Here is a 24,926-nt window from a genome sequence, read left to right as displayed (position 1 = left end):
CACTGCAGGTAAGCCTAAGTTAGCGCTGGGTAATACCTTTGACTAAGGAGGTCTCATGGCATCGCCAACGTCGCTCAAGCTCGATGATGAGCTAAAGGGCCGCGTTCAGCAACTGGCCGAAGCTCGCCGCCGCTCGTCTCACTGGATCATGCGTGAAGCTATTGCGCAATATGTTGAGCGCGAGGAGAAGCGTGAGGCGCTGCGACAGGAGACGCTTGACGCCTGGAATGAATTTAAAGCGACGGGACTGCATGTCACCGGCGCCGAGGTCGAAAAATGGCTTTCGACTTGGGGAACTGACGACGAGTTGTCCGCACCCGAATGCCACAAGTAGTCTTCTCCCCCGCCGCAATCCGCGACCTTGAGCGGCTACGGGAGTTCTTGCGGCTGAAAAACCCATCGGCCGCAAAGCGAGCAGCCGAAACTATTCTCAACGGCTTGAGAGTCCTCAGCGCACATCCCCATATTGGACGCCTCATCGAGGACTTGCCCGAGCACTATCGGGAGTGGCTCATCGATTTTGGAGATAGCGGATACATCGCCCGTTATCGTATTGATGGCGATATTTTGACGATCCTAACCGTACGGCATCAGAAGGAAGCAGGGTTCTGACACGGGCGCCATTGCCGACGATAGGTTTCAGCAAGGCCGCTTGAACTCCATCAAAACTTCGTCTGACCCCATCAGTCGGCGCGTCGTGCTACGAAAATCACAACGCCCGGCGATCTGAAACTTCAGGTCTGCGCGGTGGAATTCTGAAATTCAGAGCACGCATATGGACCTCTCGAAGATCAAGACGCTGATCGACTTTGTCGGACGATCGAACATTACCGAGCTGACCGTGACCGAAAAGGACGTGACGGTTCGGATTTTCCGCACGTCGCAGGGTCAGGAGGCTGCTGCCGAGCCCCAGCAAAAGGCAGGATCGACAACGAGCGTTGTCCATGATGCCGGCTCCGATGCACCGTCGAGGCTCGAGAAAACTTCCTATGCGGTGAAGGCGCCCGTCTTCGGTGTTCTGCACCGGACCCCGGCGCCCGGCGAACCGCCATTCGTCACAATCGGCGACGAGGTGGAGGAGGGGCAGACCCTTTTCATCATCGAGGCAATGAAGGTCTTCAACACGATCGCTGCGCCGCGGTCAGGGCGCATCATGCATCTCACCGAAGTCGACGACGCCGAGGTCGAGACCGGCGATCTGCTGGCGGAGATTGCCTGATGCCGGAAAGGCCCGAACAATCCGCGGCCGGCCGCTTCGATACCGTCCTGATCGCCAATCGCGGCGAGATCGCAGCCCGGATCCAGCGCGCCTGTCGCGAACTCGGCCTGAAGACGGTCGCCATCTGCTCCGAGGCCGACAGGCACGCGCCTTACGGCAAGACCGCAGACAGTTTTCTGTGCATCGGCCCGTCGACTGCCGCCAAGAGCTATCTCAATCAGGATGCCATCCTTCTGGCAGCGCGTCTCGCCGGTGCGGGCGCCGTTCATCCGGGTTACGGTTTTCTATCGGAAAACGCCGCCTTCTCCGACGCCGTCGAAAAAGCGGGGCTGACCTTCATCGGTCCGACCGCGTCATCGATTGCGACCATGGGCGACAAGATCTCGGCAAAGCGCGCGATGATCGCGGCCGGCGTCCCCTGCGTTCCCGGTCCGGACACCGCACTGCCCGACGATCCCGCCACGATCGAGCACATAGCACTGGAAATCGGATATCCCGTCATCATCAAGGCAGCCGGCGGCGGTGGCGGCCGCGGCATGCGCGTCGTGCCAAAGGCCGATGTGTTGCATGAAGCAATCGCTCTGACGCGGGAAGAGGCTCGCAAGGCCTTCGGTTCTCCCTCGCTCTACATGGAGAAATTCCTCCAGCATCCGCGCCACATCGAGATACAGGTTATTTGCGACGATCACGGCAATGCCGTGTGGCTAGGACACCGGGATTGCTCGATGCAGCGCCGCCATCAGAAAGTGGTGGAGGAGGCGCCGGCGCCGGGGATCGCACCCGACATCATCCAGCCGGTCGGCCTGGCTTGCGTACAAGCCTGCCTTCAGATCGGCTACCGGGGCGTCGGAACCTTCGAGTTCCTCTATGAGGACGGCGCTTTCTATTTCATCGAGATGAACACGCGACTTCAGGTCGAGCATCCCGTCACCGAGCTGACAAGCGGTGTCGATATCGTCCAGGCACAGATAAGGGCGGCTCAGGGTCACGGTCTGGAGCTCAACCAAGGCGACGTAACATGCGAAGGCCATTCCTTTGAATGCCGCATCAACGCCGAGGATCCGGAAACCTTCCTGCCATCGGCGGGTGTCGTCACCCATCTGGCGTTGCCGGCGGGACCAGGCATCCGTGTCGATACGCATATTCATGCCGGCTACAAGGTCTCGCCCTATTACGATTCCCTGATCGCCAAGTTGATCGTCCATGCGCCGACGCGGGCGGAAGCGATGACAAGAATGCGCGAGGCTCTTGCCGACACTGAGGTTGAGGGGATTTCCACCAATATCTCCTTCCTGCGCGCCCTGTTCGAGGACGGCGCATTCGCGCGCGGCGAGACGGACATTCACTATCTCGAACAATGGCTGAAGCTGCGGAGGGCGGCATGAGCGCGATCGATTTCAGCGATCCGGCGACCATCGCATTGCTCACCGAGGCGTTGACGGCCGCTGGTGTGGACGGTCTTGAAATCTCCCGGCCGGGCGGACAGCTTCGTATCGTCGTCGCCGGAAAAGGCGGCGCCCGGATCAGCTCGACCGGAGCGACGCCACACGCTCCCGGCTCAGCATCCGCCGTCGTAAAGGCGCCGATGGCCGGCCGCTTCTGCGTCGAGCACCCGGCCGCTTCCGCCCTCCCGCAAAAACTGCCGCGCTCCGTATCCGATGCGGATATCGTCGGCTTCGTTGGGGTAGGGCATATCCTGCTTCCTCTTCGCGCCGGCCGCTCCGGTATTTTGACCAGGCTGCTCGCCGAGCCCGGAGCGCTGGTCGGCTTCGGTGATCCTCTGTTCGAAATCGAGCTCCCATCATGATCGCCACGACGAACAGACATGCATCGCAACGCGAAATCGTTCCGGCCACCAAAAGCCTGGCGCGCGTTTCCTCGATCGGTGCCAGATCCTTCCTACTCGAGGCGCCAGGCGACTTCGATCTCGTCGCGCAGCGGCGGATCTGGGCTCTGTCCCAGACCGTGAAAGACTGGGCGGACCTTGCGGAAAACATTCCGGGCATGACCAATCTGCTGGTGATCTTCAAGGAGACGCCCGAAGATCCTGATGCGGTGGTCTCCCGGCTGCTTGAGGCATGGGAGAATGCCCGCAGCATCGATCTCAAGGGCAAGACCATCGAGATCCCCGTCCATTATGGCGGCGAATATGCGACGGATCTGCCGGCCCTTTGCGATCTCTCGGGCTTGAGCGACCGCGAGGTCGTCCGCATCCATCATGAAGCGACCTACCGTGTCTTCGCCTTGGGCAGCGCGCCCGGTTTCGGTTATCTGCACGGTCTCGATCCGCGCATCTACATGCCGCGAAAGACCGTGCCCTCGCTGAAAATGCCGAAGGGCTGCGTGACCATCGGCGGCATGCAGACCGGCGTCGCCATGCTCACAGGTCCGAATGGCTGGAATTCCATCGGCTTCGCGACGCTTGAGATGTTTGACCCCACGTCACCGACCCCCGCCATGATGGCGCCGGGAGATACGGTGCGGTTCCTGCCGGCAGGGATTGAGCTATGATCGAGATCTTGGAAAGCGGCCCGTTCAATACGGTGCAGGATCTTGGCCGCCCCGGCTATCGCGACATCGGCGTATCGGCGAGCGGCGCGATGGATCCGCTTGCGGTCCGGATCGGCAACATTCTCGTCGGCAATGACGAAAATGCCGCCGCGATAGAGGTGCAGACCTTCCCGTTCAGCCTGCGTTTCGACAAGCGCATGGTGTTTGCCGTTACCGGTGCAGACGGCAATCCTCATCTCAACGGATCGGAACTGCTTTCCTGGTGCGCCTACCTCGCGGAGCCCGGACAGGTTCTCGAACTGAAGCAGCCCCCGCGGCTTGCGCGCTCCTATATCTCGGTCGGAGGCGGGCTGGATGTGCCCGTCGTCATGGGCTCGCGAAGCACGTCGCTCCGCGGCGGTTTCGGGGGCAATGCCGGCCGACCTCTTGCGAAGGGCGATCGGATCGCGGTCGGCGAGGACGCAGAAATGGTCATGCTGCCGGCCTCGGGTCTTGCCGTCGTCGAACCGGCCGTGGCACTGCGCGATGTCTTCCCGGCAGCGGTCGACGGCACGCTGCCGATCCGCGCCCTGTCGGCCGGCGAGCACGATCTTTTCGCAGGCGATGGCGAAGCCTTCTGGAGCCAGACCTGGAGGATTTCCTCCCGAAGCGACCGGACGGGCTACCGCCTGTCCGGCGAGCCCATCACGCCGACGGCGTTCATCGAGATGCGCTCCCACGGCGTCGTGCCCGGCGTGATCCAGGTTCCGCCCGGCGGCGAACCGATCGTGCAGATGAGCGATGCCAACACCGCCGGCGGCTATCCGAAGATCGCCGGCGTGATCGAATGCGATCTCTGGCGGCTCGGCCAAGCCCGCATCGGCGCCCGCCTGAAGTTCATTCGCTCGACACATGCGGAGGCGCGCAGGGTGGAACAAGCTGTCGCCCGCTATGTCGAGGACGTCAGGCAGACATCCCGGATGGTCAAGCGCGCCCTGAAGGCGATGGCCTAATGCATGTCGTCCAAAAGGCCGTCAAAAGGAGGAACCGATGAAGATCGATCTGAATTCCGACATGGGCGAAGGATTTGGTCCCTACCGGCTGTGCGACGACGACGCAATGATGAAACTCGTCTCGTCGGCCAACATCGCCTGCGGTTTCCATGGCGGCGACCCCGAGATCATGGGGCGCATGGTCCGGCTTGCGAAACTGAACGGCGTCGGCATCGGCGCGCATCCGGGCTTGCCCGACCGGCTGGGGTTCGGCCGGCGCGAAATAGCGTTTCAGGCAGACGAGCTTCGCCAGCAGTTGCTCTATCAGCTCGGCGCCCTGATGGCGATCGCCAAAGCCGAGGGTGTCACTGTCTCCCATATCAGCTTCCATGCAGCCATGGGCAATATGGTCAACCGCGATCCTGTGCTGGCCGACCTGATGATGGATGCGATCGCCACCGTGGATGCCGGCCTCGTCGTCTTCGTCACCCATGGCAGCGAGATCCAGCAGGCGGCCAAACGTGCGCGCTTGAAAACCCTGGCGCTTTTCCTTGCCGACCGGGCCTATGACGTCGGCGGCAACCTCGTCGCGCGCGGGCTCGCCGGCGCCGTCATCAAGGACGAAGCCTCGGTGCGTGCGCGTGTCCGGCAATTCCTCCTCGAAGGAACCGTCGAGACGATCGACGGAGCCGTGATCGCAATGCCGGCCCGCTCTATCCTCGTCCATAGCGACACACCCGGCGCCTTGGAGCTTGCCGGCATCGTGCGCGGCGAGATCGAAGCCACGGGTGCTGCGCTCGCGCCTGCCGCCGAACTCGCCGACTGACGCAATCCTGATCGCCCAAGGGCGGTTTCCCATTTCAACCTCATCGAAGGACCATGTCGATGTCCGTCATCGCTGACCGCCTGAAAAACGTCTCCATATCCGCATCCGCCGCCATGACCCAACGCGCCAGAGAACTGGCCGCCAAGGGGATCAAGGTCGTCAGCCTCTCGTCCGGCGAGCCGGATTTCCCCACTCCGGCGCACGCGATCGAGGCGGCTCATGCGGCAGCACTTGCCGGCGATACGAAGTATCCTCCAATGGACGGAACGCCGGCGCTCAAATCTGCCATCATCAGGAAGTTCAAGCGAGACAATAATCTCGACTATGATGCCAGCCAGATCGTCGTCTCGGGCGGCGGCAAGCAGGTGATCTTCAATGCCATGCTGGCGACCTGCAATCCGGGCGACGAGGTTGTCATTCCGACACCCTCCTGGGTCAGCTATGCGGATATCGTCAAATTCGCCGGCGGCGTCCCGGTCGCCGTCCCCTGCCACGAGCAGAACGGATTCAAGCTGCGTTCCGAGGATCTGGAGGCGGCGATCACGCCGCGCACCAAATGGCTCTTCCTTAATTTTCCGAACAACCCGACCGGAGCCGCCTGCTCCCGGGCGGAGATGGCTGCCATTGCCGAGGTCATGCTGCGTCATCCCAATGTCTGGATCATGACCGACGATATCTACGAACACCTAGTCTATGACGACTTCCAGTTCTGCACGATCGCCGAAGTCGAGCCCAGGCTCTATGAGCGCGTCCTGACGATGAACGGCGTCTCCAAGGCTTACGCGATGACAGGCTGGCGGCTCGGCTTCTGCGCCGGGCCGAAAGACTTGATCGCCGCCGTCAGCAACGTCAACGGACAGAATGGCGGCGGCATCGCGACGCTGACGCAGGCTGCGGCGACCTCGGCGCTGGACGGGCCTCAGGATCTGTTGAAGGAGCGTGCGGCGATCTACAAGGAAAGACGCGACTTCGTTCTCGACAGATTGTCTGAGGTGGAAGGGCTGCGCTGCCATCGGCCCGAAGGCGCCTTCTACATCTATCCCAACATTTCCGGGCTGATCGGCAAGACCAGCAAGGGCGGGCGAAAGATCGAGACCGACGTCGATTTCGTCATGGCGCTCGTCGAAGAGCATCATGTCGCGACCGTGCATGGAGCGGCTTACGGAATGAGCCCCTTTTTCCGTATTTCCTACGCCACCAGCATGGAGAAACTCGGCGAAGGCTGCGCGCGCATAGCTCAGTTTTGTAAGGATATGCGCTGATCGGCAGCGAGCTTTTAGTTTTTCAAGCGCGCGGTCAACTCAAGAAGGATGTCCCGGACGGCAAGGGCCGGTTCCGATAGGGGATTCTGGTCGGAAACGCACAGCGACAGGGTTTCTTCGATCCGCGGCGAGACGAGCCGGCAGATCAGCGGCTCACTCGATTCCGATACGATGCGGTCGGCGATGGCTTTCGGCATGATCGTCGCGCCGAGGCCGCTGCCCACCGCGCGGGCCAGCGTCCGGACGATCTCGACTTCCGCCACGACTTTCAAATTGGTGCGGGTGCGCGTGAAGGCGGTATCGACCGCCCGGCGAACGAAATTATAGGCCGGCGGCAACAGCAGCGGTATTCCGTCGAGAGCATTGACCGGAACGGGCTTCGCATCCGCTTCGATCGCAAAGTCCCGATGCGCGACAAGGAAAAACTCTTCGCTGAGGATCGGCTCGAACCGGACACCCTTGATCGGTCCGGTTCCGTGGAGAAGCGCCATCTCCAGCCGGCCGTTCATGATCATCTGGCTATAGGTCTGGCCGACGCTTTCGGTCAGGTGCAGCAGGATACCGGGATGCCGTTTGCGGGTCTCCGCCAGGAGGTCGACCGACAGCGTGGCCGCACTGCTGAAAGGCACGAGACCGACGGACACACGCCCGGCAAGCGAATTGCCGGCTGCGGATGCATCCGCTTGCGCCTGCTCCATCTGCCGAAGAATAATCTGCGCATGGCGATACACCGCGTGTCCTGCATCGGTCATGCTGACGCCCTGCTGGCTGCGGATCAGCAGCTTGTGGCCGAAATGCTCCTCCAGTGCCGCAAGCTGCTGGCTGAGCGCCGGCTGGGCGATATGCAAAAGGTCCGCCGCTCGCGTGATGCTGCCGCTGTCGACGATCACGATGAAAGATTTGAGGCGTCTGATGTCCATGAGGATCGGGGTACCGTTCTGATCTGCGCGGCTTACATGTTTGCAGACACGCATTGCTTTTGCAACGCGACGCCGTCGCTGCTTTCCTCAGGCCTGGACGCCGCAAGGTGGTGCCCGGCATCAGCCCTTTCTCTTCTTCAGCAGCCTGCGCCGGCTCCATAACCGTTGCTTATTGCTCCAGAGATAATCGGTCTTAGGCAAGGGGTTTAAGCTTCGCTACTGTCTCGATCAACAACAAGGGAACGACAATGCCATTCTCCGACTACAAGACCGCACTGGTGACCGGCGCATCCTCCGGTATCGGCGCAGCCGTGGTGGAGCGGTTCCGCCGGGAGAACATCGAGGTCCATGCGGTTGCCCGCAGCGCCGACGCACTGCAGCAGCTGGCTGCGCAGACGGGCTGCGTCGCCCACGTCATCGACGTGACCGACCGTCAGGCCATGGCCGAGCTCACCCGTCGGGTGGAGTTCGACATTCTCGTCAACAATGCCGGTGTCGACCGGCCGAAGAAATTCCTGGAAGCCGAGGACGGCGATATCGATCTCCTCGTCGACGTCAATCTCCGGGCGGTCCTGCACATCTGCCGCATGGTCGTGCCCGGCATGGTGGCGCGCGACTGCGGACATGTCATCAACATTTCGTCGATTGCCGGCGCCTACAATTTCGGCGGCAACTCATCCTATCACGCCACCAAGGCAGGGGTGAGCATGCTGTCCAACCAGCTGCGCATCGACGCTTTCGGCAAGCGGGTACGGGTCACGGAAATCTGCCCCGGCCGGGTCGCCACTGACATTTTCAATCACGTCCACGGCGATGACCCCAGCATCCGCGAAAGGTTCATCGACGGCTTCGAACTGCCGCAGGCGGCCGATATCGCCGACGCGATTGCCTTCGCCATAGCAGCCCCCGTCGCCGTCAACATCGGGCATATGGAGATCACCCCGACACTGCAGGTCATGGGCGGGCTACAGACGGCAAAGCCCCAGCCTTCGGCGAAGCCGGATCAATCCGGGGAGCCAAACCCGTGAGCGGTTTCGACCTTTCGGCAATCCTCGGAAATCCCGAATATACGGCCATGCTGCTGCATGGCATCGAGATGACATTCATCATCTATGCCGGCTCCTGGTCTATGGCGATGGCGCTGGCACTTCTGCTGCTGGCCTTGCGTTTGTCACCCTTTCGTTTCGGCGATCCGTTAGTCGCTGCTTACGTCTCTTACCACCGGAACGTCCCCACCCTGGTTCAGCTGATGCTGTGGTATTTCGGGATTTTCACCCTGATGCCAAGCGGAGTAGCCGAATGGCTGGCCGTCCATAATGCCGAGGCCATCTTCGCGGTGATCGGGCTCGGTCTCTGCCAGGCGGCCTATTTCAGCGAAGATCTTCGTTCCGGCGTGCGCTCAGTCAGTCCCGGCCAAATGCAGGCAGCCCGCGCGCTTGGCCACGGCTATGTCTCGGCGATGCGTTTCGTCATCATGCCGCAGGGGGTGCGCAACGCGCTGCCGCCGCTCATCAATCACAGCGTTTCCCTGTTCAAGAACAGCAGTCTCGCTGTCGTCATCGGAGCCTCGGAACTGACGCATGCCGTCAAGGAAATCGAGAACCTCAGCTTCCGGACCTTCGAGATCTACCTGATCGGCACGGTTCTCTACCTCTTCTTCTCGCTCGTGATCATGAGCATCGGCGCCTATCTGTCGATGCGCACCGATCCTGCCAGGAGTGCGCGAGCATGATCCACGATATGATCGCCATCGTCCAAGACTACTGGCTGCTGCTGCTGATCGGCCAATATCCGAACGGGCCGCTTGGCGGGCTCGCCAACACGCTGATCCTTTCTGCCCTCAGCATCGCTCTCGCCTTTCCGGTCAGCATCCTGTTCGCATTGGCGCGGCTCTCCAGGTCGCCGCTGCTGCGCTGGCCGGTCACCGCACTGGTCTATTTCACCAGGGGCGTGCCGCTCTTGATGCTCATCCTGTGGAGCTATTTCCTCGTTCCGCTGCTGACCGGCGCCGATGTGCCGAGCTTCGTGACGATGCTGACGACGCTCGTGATCTATCAAAGCGCGTTCCTGAGCGAAGTCGTCCGTGCCGGCATCGTTGCGCTCGGACCGGGCCAGATGGACGCAGGGCGTGCGCTTGGCCACGGTTATTTAGGTGCGATGCGCTTCATCATCCTGCCGCAGGCGCTCTACAACATGATCCCGAGCATCATCTCCACCTTCGTCTCGACGATCAAGGACACGACGCTCGGCTACGTGATCAACGTGCCAGACCTGACCTTTGCCGCAAGCCAGGTCAACAACCAGCTCCTGACGCAGCCTTTCCAGGTCTTCCTCATTCTGGCGATCGTCTACTTCGCCATCTGCTGGACGCTCACCTACTTCGCAAATCGCCTCGAGCGGAGCATCACGCGGCGGCGTGCGGGACTTTCCAGCCTTCCCTCTGCTGCCTTGGTCGCGCCATCGAAAATCATATCGGAGCAGCTATGACCATGTCAGTTTCAGCACAGGAATTGCAGACGATCCGGCTTTCGCAGGTTTGCAAGAGCTACGGCGACTATCCGGTCCTGAAGGACATTGATGCGGAGGTGACGCGCGGCGAAGTCGTGGTCATCTGCGGGCCGTCCGGTTCGGGAAAATCGACGCTGATCCGCACGATCAATCGCCTAGAGGAGATCAACAGCGGATCGATCACGCTCGACGGGCAAAACATCCACGCCGCCATGCGGGCAAAGGAACTCAATGCGCTGCGCAGCCGGATCGGCTTCGTATTTCAGAACTTCAACCTGTTTCCGCACCTGTCGGTCGTCGAAAACGTCTCGATGTCGCCGATCCGGGTGAAAGGCGTGGCGCCTGATGTTGCTGAGGACAAGGCCCTCAAGCTTCTCGATCGGGTCGGTCTCGCCGACAAGGCCCGGGCCTATCCCGGTCAACTCTCGGGCGGCCAGCAGCAGCGGGTGGCAATCGCCCGCGCCCTTGCCATGGAACCGCCGGTGATGCTGTTCGACGAGCCGACCAGCGCGCTCGATCCTGAAATGGTCGGCGAAGTGTTGGCCGTCATGAAGAGCTTAGCGTCCGAAGGCATGACCATGCTCTGCGTCACCCACGAAATGGGTTTCGCGCGCGACGTCGCGGATCGGGTCTGGTTCATCGATGCCGGCCAGATCCTCGAAATGGCGACCCCCGAGGAATTCTTCAGCAATCCACGCCATCCCCGGGCTCAGCGTTTCCTCGCTGATCTCAGGCATTGATACCAACCACCAAAAACAAAGGAGAACAGCAATGAACTGGAAATGCCTAACCCTCACCGTCGCATTTGCCGGCATGGCGGCCGCCGTGCCCGCACAAGCCGATCAGCTCGACAACATCATGTCGGCGAAAACCCTGCGCTGCGCGACGTTCGCCGACGTTCCTCCCTTCGCTTCGCCCGATCCGAAGACCCGCGAAATGGCCGGTTTCGACGTCGATCTCTGCGGCGCCATCGCCAAGGAATTGGGCGTCAAGGCCGAGATCAAGCCGGTTTCGGTCGAGGCGCGCGTGCCCGAGGTCAAGCTCGGCCGCGTCGACATCACCGTTGCCAACCTTGCCTATACTCTCAGCCGCGCCGAGCAGATCCAGTTCAGCGATCCCTATTATCTCGCCAAGGAAATGCTGATCGTGCCGGCTGACGATGCCGGCAAGAAGAAGGCCGACTACGCAGGCCAGCGCATCGCTTCGACCAAGGGTTCGACCTCCGAGATGTCGATCAAGCTCAACAAATCCGATCCGCTGACCTTCCAGGATACCGCCTCGGCCTATCTCGCCGTCCAGCAGGGCAAGGCGCGCGGCATGGTGGCCAACACCATGACGACGACCAAGTTCGTCAATGAATCGAAGAGCAAGGGCAAGGAAATGCGGATGATCGAGGAGCCGATGCTGTACCAGCCGATCGGCATCGGCATGGCCAAGGATCAGCCGGCGCTGACCGCCAAGATCAACGAGATTCTTCGCAAGCTCGACACATCGGGCGAGATCAACAAGATCTGGGACAAGTGGCTCGGCGCGGATACCGAATACAAGATGACGCGCACCGATAAGGTCGTATCGCTCTCGGAGCTGAAGTTCGACCCGATCCCTTAGAGCATGATGCCGAAAAGTGTGAGCGGTTTTCGGACGACATCATGCTCTATTTCTTTGACTTAGATACGGATTCAGATTTTAGGCCGATCCGGCCTAAAATCATCCGGATCTAGGACCTCGGCGTCTTCCAATGACGATATCCAAACGAAATCAGACGGCGGGACATGCCCGCCGTCGGCCAACGATGGGAGGCATCCATGATCCATATTAAAGATATTGCCGAACGGCCAAGCAAAGCCGATATCGACGCCGTTTCCAAATTTTCGCCCGCGACGATCCACGAAGCTCAAGGACGCCGCGGAGCCCTTTCCGCCCGCCTGAAGCCCGTCGACTACCGCATGAAACTGTGCGGCCCGGCCTTTACGGTGAAATGCGCGCCGCGTGACAACATCATGCTGCAGCTTGCCATCAACTACGCAAAGCCGGGCGATATCATCGTCGTATCGGCCGGCGAATACGAGGAAGCCGGATCCTTCGGCGATGTCCTCGCCAACGCCTGCCTGGCAAAGGGCATCGGCGGTCTCGTGACCGACACCGGCGTGCGCGACACGCTTCAGCTGAGGGAACTTGGCTTTCCAGTCTTCTCGCTCAGCGTCTGCATCAAGGGAACGGTAAAGGAAACCATCGCGGCGGTGAACGACACGATCATCGTCGGCGGCGAAATCATCCATCCCGGCGACATTATTGCCGGCGATGCTGACGGCCTTGTGGTCGTGCGCCGGCAGGAGGCGCAGGAAGTCGCCAGGCTGTCGCAGGCTCGCGAAGATGCCGAGGCCGGCTATATCGCGGCCTATAAGCAGGGCAAATCGGTCATCGAGGTCAGCAATCTGGAACCGGTGCTGAAAGCCAAGGGCCTCGTCGTCAACATCTGAGACGACCGCCAGGCCACACCCTTATAAGCTGGCCGTTCCGGTCGCGGCCATGGCGACCGGTTACCCACTGGTGAAGAAAACCGGTTCTCAGATGTTCTCTGGTGTCACGATTTCGAAGGCAATGGTGCGCTGAATCGTGCTGCCCGATGCGCCCTGCATGATCGTCTCGATCATCGTCTGCACCAGAACCGCAGACGTCTGTTCCAGCGGATGACAGAGAGCTGCGGTAATCATCCCTTCTGACAGACCTATTCGTGTCTCCGGTCCAATATCCCGGCAAACGAGACGGATGTTTCGGCGGCGCTCATGAGGAACTTCTCTGAGTGCCCGCAAGACCCCGGAGATGCCGCCACCGACAATTAGGATGCCCGTGAGGTCATCTGTCGTCGCCAACAATTCCTTGACCATCCGATAGGCCTCGTTCGGCTCCTCATGGGTGGGGCGGCTGTCCTCAATGGTCAGATGCGGCGCATGTTCGCGCACGTAGGAGCGGAAGCTTGCATCGGAGACATCCTGACATTGGTAGCGGTGGTTGCCGATGAAGACGGCAATGCGCCCTGGCCCGTGGGTCATTTGCGAGATAAACCACGCCGCCGTTCGTCCCATTTTCCAATTGTCTGCACCGACGTAAGCGGCCCGTTCTCGGGCCGACTGGTCGGTAATATAGGCGATGACCGGCTTACCCTTCTCATGCAGCTCGCGGATGGCCTGGGCGATCACCGGGTGATCCGCGGCGATCACCGCGACGGCGTCACAGTTTGCACCGAGCGCCTTGAGCCGGCCGGCGATATTCTCCGGCGTCAGCAGATCGACGAAGTCGATGACAGGGTCGACGACTTCATCACGCCTCGCGCGGCAGGCCTCGACGATTTTCTTGCCGAAGAGCTGATAGAGTTCACGGCTGGATTGCTGCAGCAGAAAGCCGAGCCGATACTTCGGCACCGACTTGCGCAGCCGGTCCTCGATTGCGCCGGCGCCGTAAAAGCCGATCCGTTCTGCGGCGGCCTGGACGCGCTGCACTGTCGTGCCTTTGACGGAGGCGCTTCCGCCAAGAATTCTGTTGACGGTTGCAATGGAGACTTCCGCCTCTTTAGCAAGATCGGAGATGGTCGGCCGACGCATATTGTTCCCCCATCGTCACCGCGTTCGTATCATTGTGAGTGATATAGCATGATACTTTTTACATGTTTAGTATGATTTGGCATTTCTGGAATTTCAAGCGGTGATATGTTTCTCCTCACGGTCCTGCCAGGGAGGCGGACCAAGGGAGGACATTGAGATGACTAAATTTCGCCGCCTCGCGGCAACCGTATCGGCTGCCGCCATTTTGACCTGCGCTGCAACGGCCGTTCTGGCCGCCAACATTTTCGTCGTGGGCGGCAAGCCGGACGATCCCTTCTGGTCGATCGTCAAGCGTGGTGCCGAGGATGCCGGCAAGGTCGTGGAGGCGCAGGGCGGCAAGGTCGTCTGGCTCGGGCCTCAGAACTACGACAATCTCGGTGTCGATGCGGCTGAACTGATCCGTCAGGCTATCGACCAGGGCGCCGATGCGATCGTTGGTCCGGACTGGGTGCCGGAAGCAATGGATCCGGCCTTCAAAGCGGTCGTCGACAAGAAAATTCCGCTCGTCATCTATAATGCCGGCGGCATCGAAGCTGCCGACCGTCTCGGTGCGATGAACTATGTTGGCTCCAACGACTATCTGTCCGGCAAGGCTGCAGGCACCTATTTCGCCAAGCATGAATTGAAGAACGCCGTTTGCCTCAACACTTTGCCTGGCGCGGCAAATATCGAAGCTTTCTGCAAAGGCATGATCGAGGGTGTAACGGAAGGTGGCGGCGCAGGCTCGTCTCTGCCGCTTCCCGCAACCTCCTTCGGTTCGGCAACCGCCGTTGCGCAGGCGCTGAAGGCGCATCTTCTGCAGCATCCGGAGATCAATGCCGTGTTCGCGATCGGCAACGTCGACACGAATTCGGCGGTCAACGGTGTGACGCAAGCCGGCAAGCAGGGTCAGGTGAAGGTCTGCGGCATGAACATGGATGAGACCATCCTGAACAACATCAAGAGCGGCACCCAGCTTTGCGCGGTCGACCAGCAGGGTTACCTGCAGGGCTACCTCGCGGTCTCGATCCTCAACGGTAAAGTCAACTATGGGCTTACCGTGCCGACCCGGGAAATCCTGACCGGCCCCGGCGTCATCGACGCTTCGAACGTAGACGCCACCTTGGCGGGTGTGAAGGCTGGCGCCCGCTGAGCTTCGCTGGGCGTCGTGAAGCTGCCTGCCCCTCACGCAGGCAGCTTCGCGTCTTCCGAAAGCGTCGACCGTTACCGGTCATCGGCTTCATTGGTGGTATCAAATGAACACGAGAAACAGTGTCCTTGCCTCCTCCGCTCCTTCAGGCGGCCAAAATATCAAAGCCACCATCGGTCAGCTTTCCCGCCGCCCTGAAGCGGGAGCGTTGTTGGGCTTGATAGCAGTATTCGTCTTCTTCGGCCTGGCGGGCGGCAATGTCTTCCTGTCCTCTGCGGGCTATGCCAGCTGGCTGAACGTCGCCGCCGAAATCGGCATCGTCGCGCTGCCAATCGGGCTGTTGATGATCGCAGGCGAAATGGACCTCTCGATCGGGGCGGTGATTCCGGCAGCATCTCTGACGATGGCGATCATATCCGGCCATTACGGCCTCCCCGAGATTGTGGGGATTTCCGCCGGCCTCGGCGTCGGGCTCATCGTCGGGCTTTTCAACGGTTACCTGGTCAATCGCACACGCGTCCCTTCTTTGATTGTCACCATCGGTTCGATGTTCGGCGTCATGGGATTGACGCTGGGTTTCACCGTGCTCATCGCCGGCAGCACCGGCGTGTCACTCGTGCCGAGCCCGGCCGTCAAAGCGATCCTCGGCGATTTCATCGGCGGCATGTTCCAAGTGACGATCTTCTGGTGGATCCTGTTCGTAGCGGCGTTCTTCTGGCTGCTGCACATTTCGCCGGTGGGCAACTGGATCTTCGCTCTGGGTGGCGACAAGGTCTCGGCCCGCAACGCCGGCATTCCGACGGAAAGGCTGACCATCGCGCTTTACATGCTGTCGGGCTTTTCTGCGGCTTTCGTCGGTGTCAGCCAGGTGCTTGTCTACCAAAGTGCGCAGGTGCTGGGTGGGCAGTCGTTCATCTTCAATTCGATCATGTGCGTGGTCATTGGCGGTGTGCTTCTGACCGGAGGCACCGGATCGGTGGTGGGTATTGTCATCGGTACGCTCACCTTCGCGATCGTGAACCAGGGCATCTATTTCACCGGAATCGACCCGAACCTCGGCAGCGTCATCATCGGGGCGCTCCTGCTGCTCGCCGTGATGATGAATGACAAGTTCCGGCTGATGGCGACGTCCTACGCGGCGAAAAAGAAGAAGTGAGGGCGGAAAGATGAGCGGTTTTTCCATTGGACTATTTATACGCCGCCCGGAATTCGGCGCCGTGTTGAGCTTCGTCGCGGTGATTGCTTTCTATGTCGCCTTCGGCGGAGTGAGTCTCGGCACGCTCTTCGGCGCGGCAAGCTGGGTCAACTTCGCGGCCAATCTCGGCATCGTCGCCTTGCCTGTCGGCCTTCTGATGATCGCCGGCGAACTCGATATCTCAATCGGTGCGATGATCCCGGCGGGCTCGATGTCGATCGCCATCCTCTCGGGCTATTACGAGTTACCGATCGTCATCGGCATATTTGGGGCGCTTGCAATCGGCGTTCTCGTGGGGCTGGTCAACGGTTTCCTGGCGGTCCGCACGAGCGTTCCCTCGCTGATCATCACATTGGGCACGTTGGTTGCAGTGCAGGGTCTGGTTCTTGCTGGATCGGTCATTCTGACCGGGGCCGCTTCGGTTCCGCTCAATGCGCCGGCCTGGGCCAAGACGGCATTCGGTGACCTCATCCAGGACAAATTCCAGGTGATCATCCTTTGGTGGCTCGCGCTGACGGTGGTCTTTGCTTTCGTGCTTCACGCGACGCGCTACGGCAATTGGATTTTTGCGATGGGAGGAGACGAGGTCAGTGCGCGCAATGCCGGCATCCCGACCGACCGGGTCAGGATCGTTCTCTTCGTTCTATCGAGCACGGCCGCCTCTTTCGTCGGAATGTGCGGCGCCATCCTGTTCAATTCCGCGCAGGTTTCGGGCGGCATGAACTACATCTTCAATACGGTCGTCTCGATCGTGGTGGGCGGCGTGCTGCTCACAGGCGGCTTCGGTTCGGTCGCCGGGATCTTTCTCGGCGCGCTGACCTTCGCCGTCGTCAACCAGGGCATCTACTTCACCGATATCGACCGTAACTGGTCCAACTTGATCATCGGCGTGATGTTGATGGCTGCCGTTCTGATGAACGACACGTTCCGGCAGATGGCGTTGAGCTTCGCGCCGAAGAAAAACAAGTGAGTATCCAACAATGTCCGACAATACTCCGATCCTTGAACTTCAAAATGTCGACAAGAGCTTCGGTCCGATCGACGTCCTGCACGACATCTCGCTCAAGGTCCGTGCCGGCGAGGTGCTCTGCCTGCTCGGCGACAACGGCGCCGGCAAATCGACACTCATCAAGACGCTTGCGGGCGTTCACAAACCGACGCGCGGCACCATCCTGATGGACGCAAAGCCGGTCGAATTCAGCGGGCCGCGCGATGCGCAGGAAAAGGGCATCTCGACGGTGCATCAATTCGGCGGCACATTTCCGCTGATGTCGATCGGCCGCTCCTTTTTCGTCGGCGTCGAACCGACCAAGGGCTGGGGTCCGTTCAAAATCTATGACCGCAGGAAGGCCAACGAGATCGCAGTTAAGGCCGTGCAGGACTTCGGGATCACCCGCATCGACGACGGCGATCGTCTCGTCGGCGGGCTTTCAGGCGGCGAACGTCAGTCGCTTGCGATCGCCCGGGCCGTGCATTTCGGGGCGCGTGTGCTCATCCTCGACGAACCAACCGCAGCTCTCGGCGTGAAACAGGCGGCGCATGTGCTGCGGATCGTCAACGAGGCGAAGCGGCGAGGTCTGGCGGTGATCTTCATCACCCACCAGGTCATGCATGCGATGGCGGTGGGTGATCATTTCGCCGTGCTCATCCGTGGGGCAATCGCCGCTGATTTCCGCAAGGGTGACAAGACCCGCGAGGAGATTACCGACCTGATGGCCGGCGGGGAAACCATGGCCGACCTCGAGGCCCAAATCGACACTTACATGGCAAGCCACGAGGGGCATCCGCCGCCGGCCCAGTAACCGCTGACGGCACCACGAATGAGACAGCGCAAGCGCACAACATCCGGCAGCGCCAGAAAACATCGCCGCCGGGGAAGGAAAAATCATGTCCGGAATCTGGAGGTCAAAATGAAGATCGCACTCGACCCCTTCATGCATCGGCATCTCTCCCTCGAAGAGTTGCCCAGGAAGGTGAGGGAACTCGGCTACGACTGGATCGAGCTATCCCCGCGCGGGGATTTCCTCGAATGGTTCAAGGCTCCGCGTGTGTTTCCTGAACGGATCAAGTCATTCAAGCGCGCACTGACAGAGGCGGATGTCAGCATTGCGTCGATCCTGCCGATGTACCGCTGGGCCTCCAATGACGAGGCGGAGCGCCAGGCGGCGGTGAAGCATTGGAAGCGGGCGATTGAGATCGCCGTCGAGATGGAAGTCGACACGATGAATTCGGAGTTCGGCCGCGGTCCGCACCCGGACAAGGGATCATGCTACTGCTGCCATACCGGGTCTATGATCGAAGCCTGCGAGGACGCCTGGTGGCGCTCGATGGAGGAACTGGTGCCGATCTTGGAAAAAGAAAGCATCACCCTCCATGTCGAGCCGCATCCGGAAGACTGGTGCGAGACGCTGCAGCCGGCGCTCGACATCATCCGCACGGTCAATTCGAAGAGCGTCAAGTTTCTCTACTGCGCTCCGCACACCTTCTATTTCGGCGATGATACGAAGGCGATGCTGCGTGAGGCCAAGGACGTTCTTGCACATGTGCATGTCGGCGACACCTTCAACCACAAAGCCTCGTCCGGCCTTCGTTATATCCTCAACCCGCCGGGCACCAACGCCCGGGTGCACCAGCACCTCAATATCGGGCAGGGAGAGGTTCCGTGGGACGATTTCTTCGGCACGTTGGCCGAGATCGGCTTCGACGGCATCATGACCGCCTGCGTCTTTGCCTGGGAAGACAAGGCAGACCAGAGCAGTACCTTCATGCGCACCGAAATGCAGCGTTACATCGATAAGCACCGGGGGGCAAAATGACCCTTCAGGTTGGCATAATCGGCACGGGTATGATTGGCCAGGATCATATCCGCCGCCTGACGAACGTCGTTTCCGGTGTCGAAATCGTGGGTGTTACCGATATCGACCAGGCCCGCGCTGCCGCTGCCGCCCCGGCAGGGGCGGAGGTGTTCGCCACCCCCTCAGCTCTGATCTCTTCGGAAAAAGTGCAGGCCGTGATCATCTGCTCATGGGGGCCGGCACATGAGGAGCAACTGCTCGCCTGCATCGCCGCCGGCAAGCCGGTCTTCTGCGAAAAGCCCCTGGTGACATCCGAGGCGGCTGCGCTTCGCGTGATGGAGACCGAAGTGGCCTTCGGCCGGCGGCTCGTGCAGGTGGGCTTCATGCGCCGCTTCGATGCCGATTATCGCCGCCTGAAGGCGGTCATCGACGGCGGGAAACTCGGCGCGCCGCTCATGTTCCATTCCGTGCATCGCAATGCCTCGGTTCCCGAAGGCCTGTACACGTCGGAGATGCCGCTGAACGACACGCTCGTGCATGACGCGGATATTTCCCGCTGGCTCTTGTCGGACGAAGTCAATGGAGTGGAGGTGCGTGTGCCGCGCCGCTCCTCGCGCGGTGGCGCGTTGCGCGATCCGGTTTTCGTGCTCTTGCACATGGCCTCCGGCACGCTTGTTGACGTCGAGATTTCGGTGAACATCGCCTATGGCTATGACATCCGCGGCGAGATCAGCTGCGAGGCCGGTGTCGCCGCGCTGCCGAACCGCCCGGCAACCGTAATTTCAGATTCCAACGGCATTCGTCAGGCGATCCCCGAGGACTGGCGCGAGCGCTTCATCGACGCTTACGACCAGGAGTTCCGTGAATGGATCGCAGCCGCCTCTGAGGGCACGGCGGGCGGCCCCTCCGCCTGGGACGGCTACGCAGCCACGCTCGTGGCCGATGCCGCTCTGCGTGCTGTGGCCAGCGGCGGCCTCGAACCAGTCAACATGATACCGAAACCCAGTCTTTACGGACCTCCGACCGCTATGGCGGCGGAATGACACTATTGGCCACTTAAGGAGCGATGATCAGATGATCAACGGAGAAAGATCCATCGAGCGCCCCCTGCGCTGGGGCATGGTCGGCGGCGGCCGCACCGGGCAGGTGGGCTACAAGCATAGAACCGGCGCAAAGCGGGACGGCACCTACCGGCTCATCTGCGGAGCCTTCGATCTCGACGCCGAGCGCGGACGCGACTTCGGCACGAAGATCGGCGTCGCTGCGGACAGATGCTATGGCGATTATAAGGAGCTGATCGCCAAGGAGGCCGGGCGTGAGGACGGTGTCGAGGTCGTCTCGATCGCCACGCCGAACTTCACCCATTACGAGATCACCAAGGCGTGCCTGGAAGCCGGTCTTCACGTGATCTGCGAAAAGCCGCTGTTTTTCACCGTCGCCGAATGCGACGAGGTCGCCAAGCTGGCCGAAGAGAAAGGCCTGATCGTCGGCGTCACCTACGGTTTCACCGGCCATCCGCTGGTTCACCAGATGGCGGCGATGGTCAAGAAGGGCATGCTCGGCGATATCCGCATCGTCGACATGCAATATTCCCACGGCTTCAACGCGGACGACGATGTGGGCGCCGGCGAAGCCGTGAAATGGCGCACCAATCCCAAGACGGCTGGCCCGACCTTCGTTCTGGGCGATATCGGCACACACCTCTACTATCTCTCCGAAGTGGTGCTGCCGCATATGAAGATCGAAAAGCTGCTCTGCGACCGCAAGGCCTTCATTCCGACCCGTGCGCCGCTCGAAGACCACGCGACCGTTCTCATGCATTACGACAATGGCGCCCGCGGCCGTCTTTGGGTGTCCTCGGTGGATGCCGGGAATATGGGTTCGCAGCGCTACCGATTCGTCGGCTCCAAGGCCTCCGTCGAATGGTCCGATTCCCATCCCGACCAGTTGATTTACGAAGTGCAGGGTGAACCGAACCGCACCTTGCATCACGGCATGCCCTACCTCGAAGAGGAAAGCCTCGCTTACGATCGCATGGGCGCGCTGCACACCGAAGGCCTGGGCGACAGCTGGGCGAACATCTACCTCTGGATCGCCCAGGCGATCGACGCAAAACGCCGCGGCGACGAGGCCTTCCTCAAGAACCATCATTATCCCGGCATCGAAGCCGGCACCGAAGGTGTGCGCTGGCTGGAAACCTGCGTCCGCTCGGCAGACGCAGGTTCGGCCTGGGTCGAGTTCAAGTGATCGATCAGGGGGCGCGTCGGATCTCCTCCATCCTCCTCCCAGGCGCGTCCCCGACACTCTCTTTTAGAAAGACAATGACATGAAACTATCGATCTGCACCGACGTGATGGGCGACCTTTCCTTCACGGACATGCTCGACAAATGCGTCAAGCTTGGTGTCGAGGGTATCGAGATGACTGGCGGCGGCTGGTCGCGCGGGCCGCACTTCCGTGCGGACGAGCTGCTGGCCGACAGGGGCCTGCTCAAGACCAAGCTGAAGGAAATCGAAGCCCGCGGCCTGGAAGTCGCCGCACTGAATTGCTCGGCAAACCCGCTCGACCCGGGTGGCATGGGCAAGCGCCACCGCAAGGAAATGGAAGACACCATCCGGCTCGCCGGCGAAATCGGCGTGAAGAAGATCGTCACCATGTCCGGCCTGCCGGAAGCCGCCCCCGGCGACACGGTGCCGAACTGGCTCGTCTACACCAAGAGCTGGCCGAACGAGATGCCTGAGCGCGACCGCTATCAGTGGGAAGATCGGGCCTTCCCGCTCTGGCACGGCCTGGTCAAGCTCGCCGATGAAGTCGGCGTCGAAAAATACGCGCTGGAAAACTTCTCGGCCATGCTCGTCTGGAACCCCGAAACCCTCTTCCGCCTGCGCAACGAAGTCGGCCCGAAAGTCGGCATGAACCTCGACCCGTCGCATCTGATGTGGATGGGCGCCGACCCGATCGCCTCCGCCCGTGCGCTGGGCGATGCCATCCATCATTGCCATGGCAAGGATACCCGCATCGAGCGCGGCCTCGCCGATGTCAACGGCTTGCTCGAGCTCAAGGACGTCACCGACGTCGCCAACCGCAGCTGGAACTATGTCGCTGTCGGCGCCGGCCATGACCTCCAATGGTGGAAGGAGTTCTTCTCCGTGGTGCGCATGGTCGGCTACAACGATTGGGTCAGCCTCGAGATGGAAGACTTCACCATGTCGACCGAGGCGGGCATCCAATCCTCCATCGATGCGCTGCAGGCAACGATCAGCCGCTGATGAGCAGGCGCGGGCGGTCGTTCGCCCGCGCTGAAAGATCAGTCTGGACACTATTATGGACACGTGTTCTATAGAATGGACAGACTGACGGGAGCACGCCATGCATCTTTCCATGTGGACTTACCCTTGGGATATCCAGGACCAGGGGCTCGACGCCTTTGCCGCCGAGCTTGACGGCCGCGCGGGCCTGAACACGGTCAGCCTGGCGACCTCCTATCACGCCGGCCGGTTCCTTCAGCCGCGCAGCCCGCGGCAGAAGGCCTATTTCCCCGAGGATGGGACGGTCTACTTCCGACCGGACGAAAGGCTGTGGCAGGACAAAGCCATCCGGCCGCTGATGGCTGGGAATGTCAATGAGCGCGGCGACATGCTGGAAGTGCTCGTCAAGGGACGCGAGGCGACGGGTCTCAAGGTCTCCTGCTGGACGGTGTGCCTGCATAATAGCCGCCTCGGCATGCTGCATCCCGATCACGTGACGCGGAACGCCTTCGGCAATCCCAACTATTACAATCTTTGCCCCTCCAGCCCGGCGGCGCGGGACTATGCCGTTACCCTTGTCCGCGACATCACGACCAACTACCGGCCCGATATGGTGGAGCTCGAGAGCCCGAATTTCATGGGATTCGCGCACGAATACCATCACGAAAAGGACGGCGTCGGCCTGAATGCCGAAGATGATTTCTTGCTGTCGCTTTGCTTCTGCGACCATTGCACGGCGCGTGCCGAAAAGGCCGGCGTGCCGGTCGAAGGCGCACGCGGAACGGTCGCGCGCTTCATCGCCGAACTTTGCGAACGAGCTGTCCCGGAACGGCAATTCCCCGACTTCCCGGCTGCCGGTATCGATGCCTTTCGCGACCATCCCGAGCTGCATGCCTATCTCACCTGGCGCAGCGAACCGGTGACCGGCCTGATCGGCGAGATCAAGGCGGCAGCCGATCCGGCAACCCGCATCGTGCTCATCGACCTGAAGGACGGCTGGCTCGGCGGCGTCGATCTCGCCGCCGTCGGCAAGTTCTGCGACGGGGCGATCCTCTGCTGCTACGACATGGAACCGGATGCGGTCGGCGATGTCATCCGGACCGGCCGGGCGGCAATCGGACCGGGCAAGTTTCTGGGCCTTGGCCTGCGTGTCTTCTATCCGGAGGTCAGCGGGCCGGCGGTGCTAGCCGCACGCGCGAAGGCTGCCGTCGATGCCGGCGCTGACGGCGTGAACTTCTACAATTACGGCCTGATACCGGCAAAGCGTCTCGACTGGGTCAAGACAGCGATCGACGCAATCACGTAAGCAGATCAGCGCTCCTCAGGATGCAATGGGTTCGGCAACCTGGATCAGGCAGTCGCCGGCTTGGCTGTCGCAATGCAGCCTGTGGGAAATGACAACGCCGCTCTCGGCAAAGCGCAGCTCTTCCTCCGACTGCTCCAGGCGTTCGAGATCGTGATACCATCCGGCCAGCTCACCGGCGGCAACTGTGGCGCCGAGGGCGACGGCCGGCTCGAACCAGCCTCTATGGTTCGCATAGATGCCCTGGCTGTGGCGGGATAGCGACAGCAGCTGCAACGGCCCGGGCTCGGTAAGCGACGCGCGCGACAGGACCGGACGCTCGACGATACCGAGTGTCACCAGCAGCCGGTCGATCGTGGCCGCCGTGAAACCCATTGTCTCAGGCGTCACGGTACCGCCGCCGCCGAACTCACCGGAAAGACCGATGGTTCCGGCCCTTGCCGCGGCCCCCATCGATGTCGGTGCGGTCGGCCCGTTATCGGCGACGAAGGCATGCGCGGCACCCATGGCGCGCATCAGTGAAGCCGACCGTTCGAAACGGCCGGCATCGGCCTGCCGCTCGATCAGCGTGCAGGGCAGGTGGGCCATGGAGGTGCCTCCCGAATGCAGGTCGAGCACGACGTCATGGCGCGGAAAGAGTTCGTGTTCGAGGAAATGCGCCAGGCGAGCCGTCGGCGAGCCGGTGGGATCGCCGGGAAAGGCTCGATTGAGATTGCCGTCGTCGAAGGGCGAGCAGCGCTTGGCCGCCATCACCGCCGGCAGGTTCGCCATCGGCAGGATGGTGACGGCGCCGCGGATTTCGGCGACATCCAGCAGCCGCATCAGCCGGCCGAGCTGGAGTTCACCCTCATATTCGTCGCCATGATTGCCGGCCATCAGCAGCAAAGACGGCCCCTCGCCATTTTTCAGGCGAAGGATCGGAATGCAGATCTGATAATAGGGCGACCGGTCGATCGAATAGGGAATGGCGAGGTGGCCGGCCTGCCGGCCCTCGCGCGAAAAGTCGATCGGATTGACGAGACCGCTATGCATGATGTCTCCAGTACGGACGGTTACGAAGCCGTCAAAGGGCGGCGACGGCAGTCATTTCGACGCGCAGGTCAGGATCGGCCAGACGTGCTTCGACGCAGGCGCGGGCCGGCGGGTTTTCGATGTCGATCCACTCATCATAGACGCTGTTCATCGCCTCGAAATCAACGATCGCCGGCAGGAAGACGTTGACGGCGATGAGGCGCGAGCGGTTGATGCCGGCTTCTTGCAAAAGGGCGTCGATCTTCCCGAGCACGTCGCGGGTCTGGTCCTTGATATCAGCCTTGCGATTTTCCGCGACCTGGCCGGCAATATAGACGAGGCCGCCGTAGCTGACGGCTTGGCTCATACGCGAACCTTTCTGATAACGCTGGATCATTGCGGGTTTTCCTTTTCTTGCTTTTGGAGG

At 61.2% G+C, this 24,926-nt stretch carries 28 protein-coding genes; 24 read left to right on the top strand and 4 right to left on the bottom strand.

The annotated features are described in order from the left end of the window. Nucleotides 1-55: 55 nt before the first annotated feature. From RlegSU303_RS32840 to RlegSU303_RS32800, 9 genes are all read left to right on the top strand, one after another. Nucleotides 56-334: a CopG family ribbon-helix-helix protein gene (locus RlegSU303_RS32840; RefSeq protein ID WP_017958252.1), complete on the top strand. Its 279-nt coding sequence runs from the start codon at nucleotides 56-58 to the stop codon at nucleotides 332-334. Further along, a complete protein-coding gene (locus tag RlegSU303_RS32835; protein WP_017958251.1) occupies nucleotides 322-612 on the top strand; it encodes a type II toxin-antitoxin system RelE/ParE family toxin in 291 nt (96 codons plus the stop codon). The genes RlegSU303_RS32840 and RlegSU303_RS32835 overlap by 13 nt, the downstream gene beginning before the upstream one ends. A gap of 163 nt (nucleotides 613-775) precedes the next feature. After that, nucleotides 776-1,219, top strand: coding sequence for an acetyl-CoA carboxylase biotin carboxyl carrier protein (locus RlegSU303_RS32830; protein WP_017958250.1), 444 nt, complete (start codon nucleotides 776-778; stop codon nucleotides 1,217-1,219). Next, nucleotides 1,219-2,604 carry an acetyl-CoA carboxylase biotin carboxylase subunit gene (gene accC / locus RlegSU303_RS32825; RefSeq protein ID WP_231284083.1) on the top strand — a complete coding sequence of 462 codons (1,386 nt, stop codon included), beginning with the start codon at nucleotides 1,219-1,221 and terminating at the stop codon, nucleotides 2,602-2,604. Before RlegSU303_RS32830 ends, accC begins: the two co-directional genes overlap by 1 nt. Next, on the top strand, nucleotides 2,601-3,026 hold the full coding sequence (locus RlegSU303_RS32820; RefSeq protein ID WP_131620564.1) for an acetyl-CoA carboxylase biotin carboxyl carrier protein: 426 nt from the start codon (nucleotides 2,601-2,603) through the stop codon (nucleotides 3,024-3,026). Before accC ends, RlegSU303_RS32820 begins: the two co-directional genes overlap by 4 nt. Then, nucleotides 3,023-3,730 (top strand): 5-oxoprolinase subunit PxpB, encoded by a 708-nt coding sequence (pxpB, locus tag RlegSU303_RS32815; RefSeq protein ID WP_231284082.1) that lies wholly within the window; start codon nucleotides 3,023-3,025, stop codon nucleotides 3,728-3,730. Before RlegSU303_RS32820 ends, pxpB begins: the two co-directional genes overlap by 4 nt. Then, a complete protein-coding gene (locus RlegSU303_RS32810; protein WP_231284081.1) occupies nucleotides 3,727-4,722 on the top strand; it encodes a 5-oxoprolinase subunit C family protein in 996 nt (331 codons plus the stop codon). The genes pxpB and RlegSU303_RS32810 overlap by 4 nt, the downstream gene beginning before the upstream one ends. Before the next feature lie 37 nt (nucleotides 4,723-4,759). Next, nucleotides 4,760-5,527, top strand: a complete 768-nt coding sequence (locus tag RlegSU303_RS32805; protein ID WP_131709580.1) for a 5-oxoprolinase subunit PxpA — start codon at nucleotides 4,760-4,762, stop codon at nucleotides 5,525-5,527. A gap of 59 nt (nucleotides 5,528-5,586) precedes the next feature. Beyond that, nucleotides 5,587-6,789 (top strand): pyridoxal phosphate-dependent aminotransferase, encoded by a 1,203-nt coding sequence (locus RlegSU303_RS32800; protein WP_231284080.1) that lies wholly within the window; start codon nucleotides 5,587-5,589, stop codon nucleotides 6,787-6,789. 14 nt (nucleotides 6,790-6,803) lie between these two features. Here RlegSU303_RS32800 and nac read toward each other — a convergent pair whose 3' ends face one another. Continuing rightward, nucleotides 6,804-7,763 (bottom strand): nitrogen assimilation transcriptional regulator NAC, encoded by a 960-nt coding sequence (nac, locus tag RlegSU303_RS32795; RefSeq protein WP_027667339.1) that lies wholly within the window; start codon nucleotides 7,761-7,763, stop codon nucleotides 6,804-6,806. A 194-nt stretch (nucleotides 7,764-7,957) separates the two neighbouring features. Between nac and RlegSU303_RS32790 the strand changes: the two genes are divergently transcribed. The 6 genes from RlegSU303_RS32790 to RlegSU303_RS32765 all read left to right on the top strand — a co-directional run bounded on the left by RlegSU303_RS32790 (nucleotide 7,958) and on the right by RlegSU303_RS32765 (nucleotide 12,697). Next, entirely contained in the window at nucleotides 7,958-8,737 is a 780-nt protein-coding gene (locus RlegSU303_RS32790) for an SDR family oxidoreductase (RefSeq protein ID WP_231284079.1), read from the top strand. Then, nucleotides 8,734-9,441 carry an amino acid ABC transporter permease gene (locus tag RlegSU303_RS32785; RefSeq protein WP_003555457.1) on the top strand — a complete coding sequence of 236 codons (708 nt, stop codon included), beginning with the start codon at nucleotides 8,734-8,736 and terminating at the stop codon, nucleotides 9,439-9,441. The genes RlegSU303_RS32790 and RlegSU303_RS32785 overlap by 4 nt, the downstream gene beginning before the upstream one ends. After that, nucleotides 9,438-10,196 (top strand): amino acid ABC transporter permease, encoded by a 759-nt coding sequence (locus tag RlegSU303_RS32780; RefSeq protein WP_168279654.1) that lies wholly within the window; start codon nucleotides 9,438-9,440, stop codon nucleotides 10,194-10,196. The genes RlegSU303_RS32785 and RlegSU303_RS32780 overlap by 4 nt, the downstream gene beginning before the upstream one ends. After that, complete coding sequence (locus tag RlegSU303_RS32775; RefSeq protein WP_231284078.1) at nucleotides 10,193-10,957, top strand: amino acid ABC transporter ATP-binding protein; 765 nt, start codon at nucleotides 10,193-10,195, stop codon at nucleotides 10,955-10,957. Before RlegSU303_RS32780 ends, RlegSU303_RS32775 begins: the two co-directional genes overlap by 4 nt. Nucleotides 10,958-10,988: 31 nt before the next feature. Beyond that, the gene (locus tag RlegSU303_RS32770; RefSeq protein WP_017958237.1) at nucleotides 10,989-11,825 is read left to right on the top strand and encodes an ABC transporter substrate-binding protein; all 837 of its coding nucleotides are present in this window, start codon (nucleotides 10,989-10,991) and stop codon (nucleotides 11,823-11,825) included. A gap of 197 nt (nucleotides 11,826-12,022) precedes the next feature. Further along, nucleotides 12,023-12,697, top strand: coding sequence for a 4-carboxy-4-hydroxy-2-oxoadipate aldolase/oxaloacetate decarboxylase (locus RlegSU303_RS32765; protein ID WP_017958236.1), 675 nt, complete (start codon nucleotides 12,023-12,025; stop codon nucleotides 12,695-12,697). Nucleotides 12,698-12,784: 87 nt separating this feature from the next. On the opposite strand, the gene RlegSU303_RS32760 is transcribed toward RlegSU303_RS32765, so the two are convergent. Beyond that, on the bottom strand, nucleotides 12,785-13,819 hold the full coding sequence (locus RlegSU303_RS32760) for a LacI family DNA-binding transcriptional regulator (protein WP_017958235.1): 1,035 nt from the start codon (nucleotides 13,817-13,819) through the stop codon (nucleotides 12,785-12,787). Nucleotides 13,820-13,976: 157 nt separating this feature from the next. Here RlegSU303_RS32760 and RlegSU303_RS32755 point away from each other — a divergent pair, with 157 nt between their 5' ends. From RlegSU303_RS32755 to RlegSU303_RS32715, 9 genes are all read left to right on the top strand, one after another. Continuing rightward, complete coding sequence (locus tag RlegSU303_RS32755; RefSeq protein ID WP_017958234.1) at nucleotides 13,977-14,951, top strand: sugar ABC transporter substrate-binding protein; 975 nt, start codon at nucleotides 13,977-13,979, stop codon at nucleotides 14,949-14,951. A 103-nt stretch (nucleotides 14,952-15,054) separates the two neighbouring features. Next, the gene (locus RlegSU303_RS32750) at nucleotides 15,055-16,104 is read left to right on the top strand and encodes an ABC transporter permease (RefSeq protein WP_131719355.1); all 1,050 of its coding nucleotides are present in this window, start codon (nucleotides 15,055-15,057) and stop codon (nucleotides 16,102-16,104) included. A gap of 10 nt (nucleotides 16,105-16,114) precedes the next feature. After that, a complete protein-coding gene (locus RlegSU303_RS32745; RefSeq protein ID WP_017958232.1) occupies nucleotides 16,115-17,113 on the top strand; it encodes an ABC transporter permease in 999 nt (332 codons plus the stop codon). Between the two features lie 10 nt (nucleotides 17,114-17,123). Beyond that, nucleotides 17,124-17,945, top strand: coding sequence for an ATP-binding cassette domain-containing protein (locus RlegSU303_RS32740; RefSeq protein ID WP_017958231.1), 822 nt, complete (start codon nucleotides 17,124-17,126; stop codon nucleotides 17,943-17,945). 108 nt (nucleotides 17,946-18,053) lie between these two features. Continuing rightward, nucleotides 18,054-18,959 (top strand): sugar phosphate isomerase/epimerase family protein, encoded by a 906-nt coding sequence (locus tag RlegSU303_RS32735; RefSeq protein ID WP_017958230.1) that lies wholly within the window; start codon nucleotides 18,054-18,056, stop codon nucleotides 18,957-18,959. Then, the gene (locus tag RlegSU303_RS32730) at nucleotides 18,956-19,981 is read left to right on the top strand and encodes a Gfo/Idh/MocA family oxidoreductase (RefSeq protein ID WP_017958229.1); all 1,026 of its coding nucleotides are present in this window, start codon (nucleotides 18,956-18,958) and stop codon (nucleotides 19,979-19,981) included. The genes RlegSU303_RS32735 and RlegSU303_RS32730 overlap by 4 nt, the downstream gene beginning before the upstream one ends. 31 nt (nucleotides 19,982-20,012) lie before the next feature. Beyond that, nucleotides 20,013-21,185 carry a Gfo/Idh/MocA family protein gene (locus tag RlegSU303_RS32725; RefSeq protein ID WP_017958228.1) on the top strand — a complete coding sequence of 391 codons (1,173 nt, stop codon included), beginning with the start codon at nucleotides 20,013-20,015 and terminating at the stop codon, nucleotides 21,183-21,185. Between the two features lie 79 nt (nucleotides 21,186-21,264). After that, nucleotides 21,265-22,206, top strand: coding sequence for a sugar phosphate isomerase/epimerase family protein (locus tag RlegSU303_RS32720; RefSeq protein ID WP_131719351.1), 942 nt, complete (start codon nucleotides 21,265-21,267; stop codon nucleotides 22,204-22,206). A gap of 100 nt (nucleotides 22,207-22,306) precedes the next feature. After that, on the top strand, nucleotides 22,307-23,491 hold the full coding sequence (locus RlegSU303_RS32715) for a hypothetical protein (protein WP_017958226.1): 1,185 nt from the start codon (nucleotides 22,307-22,309) through the stop codon (nucleotides 23,489-23,491). Between the two features lie 15 nt (nucleotides 23,492-23,506). Here the strand turns inward: RlegSU303_RS32715 and RlegSU303_RS32710 are convergent, their stop codons facing one another. Both RlegSU303_RS32710 and RlegSU303_RS32705 read right to left on the bottom strand, forming a co-directional pair. Then, complete coding sequence (locus RlegSU303_RS32710; RefSeq protein ID WP_017958225.1) at nucleotides 23,507-24,520, bottom strand: succinylglutamate desuccinylase/aspartoacylase family protein; 1,014 nt, start codon at nucleotides 24,518-24,520, stop codon at nucleotides 23,507-23,509. A 31-nt stretch (nucleotides 24,521-24,551) separates the two neighbouring features. Continuing rightward, a complete protein-coding gene (locus RlegSU303_RS32705; RefSeq protein WP_017958224.1) occupies nucleotides 24,552-24,896 on the bottom strand; it encodes a RidA family protein in 345 nt (114 codons plus the stop codon). Between the last annotated feature and the right edge of the window lie 30 nt (nucleotides 24,897-24,926).

This window comes from Rhizobium sp. SU303 (assembly GCF_021052345.1).
GTDB lineage: Bacteria > Pseudomonadota > Alphaproteobacteria > Rhizobiales > Rhizobiaceae > Rhizobium > Rhizobium laguerreae.
Note: the sequence above shows the minus strand (reverse complement) of the source record. Positions and strands in the feature narration are given on the sequence as shown.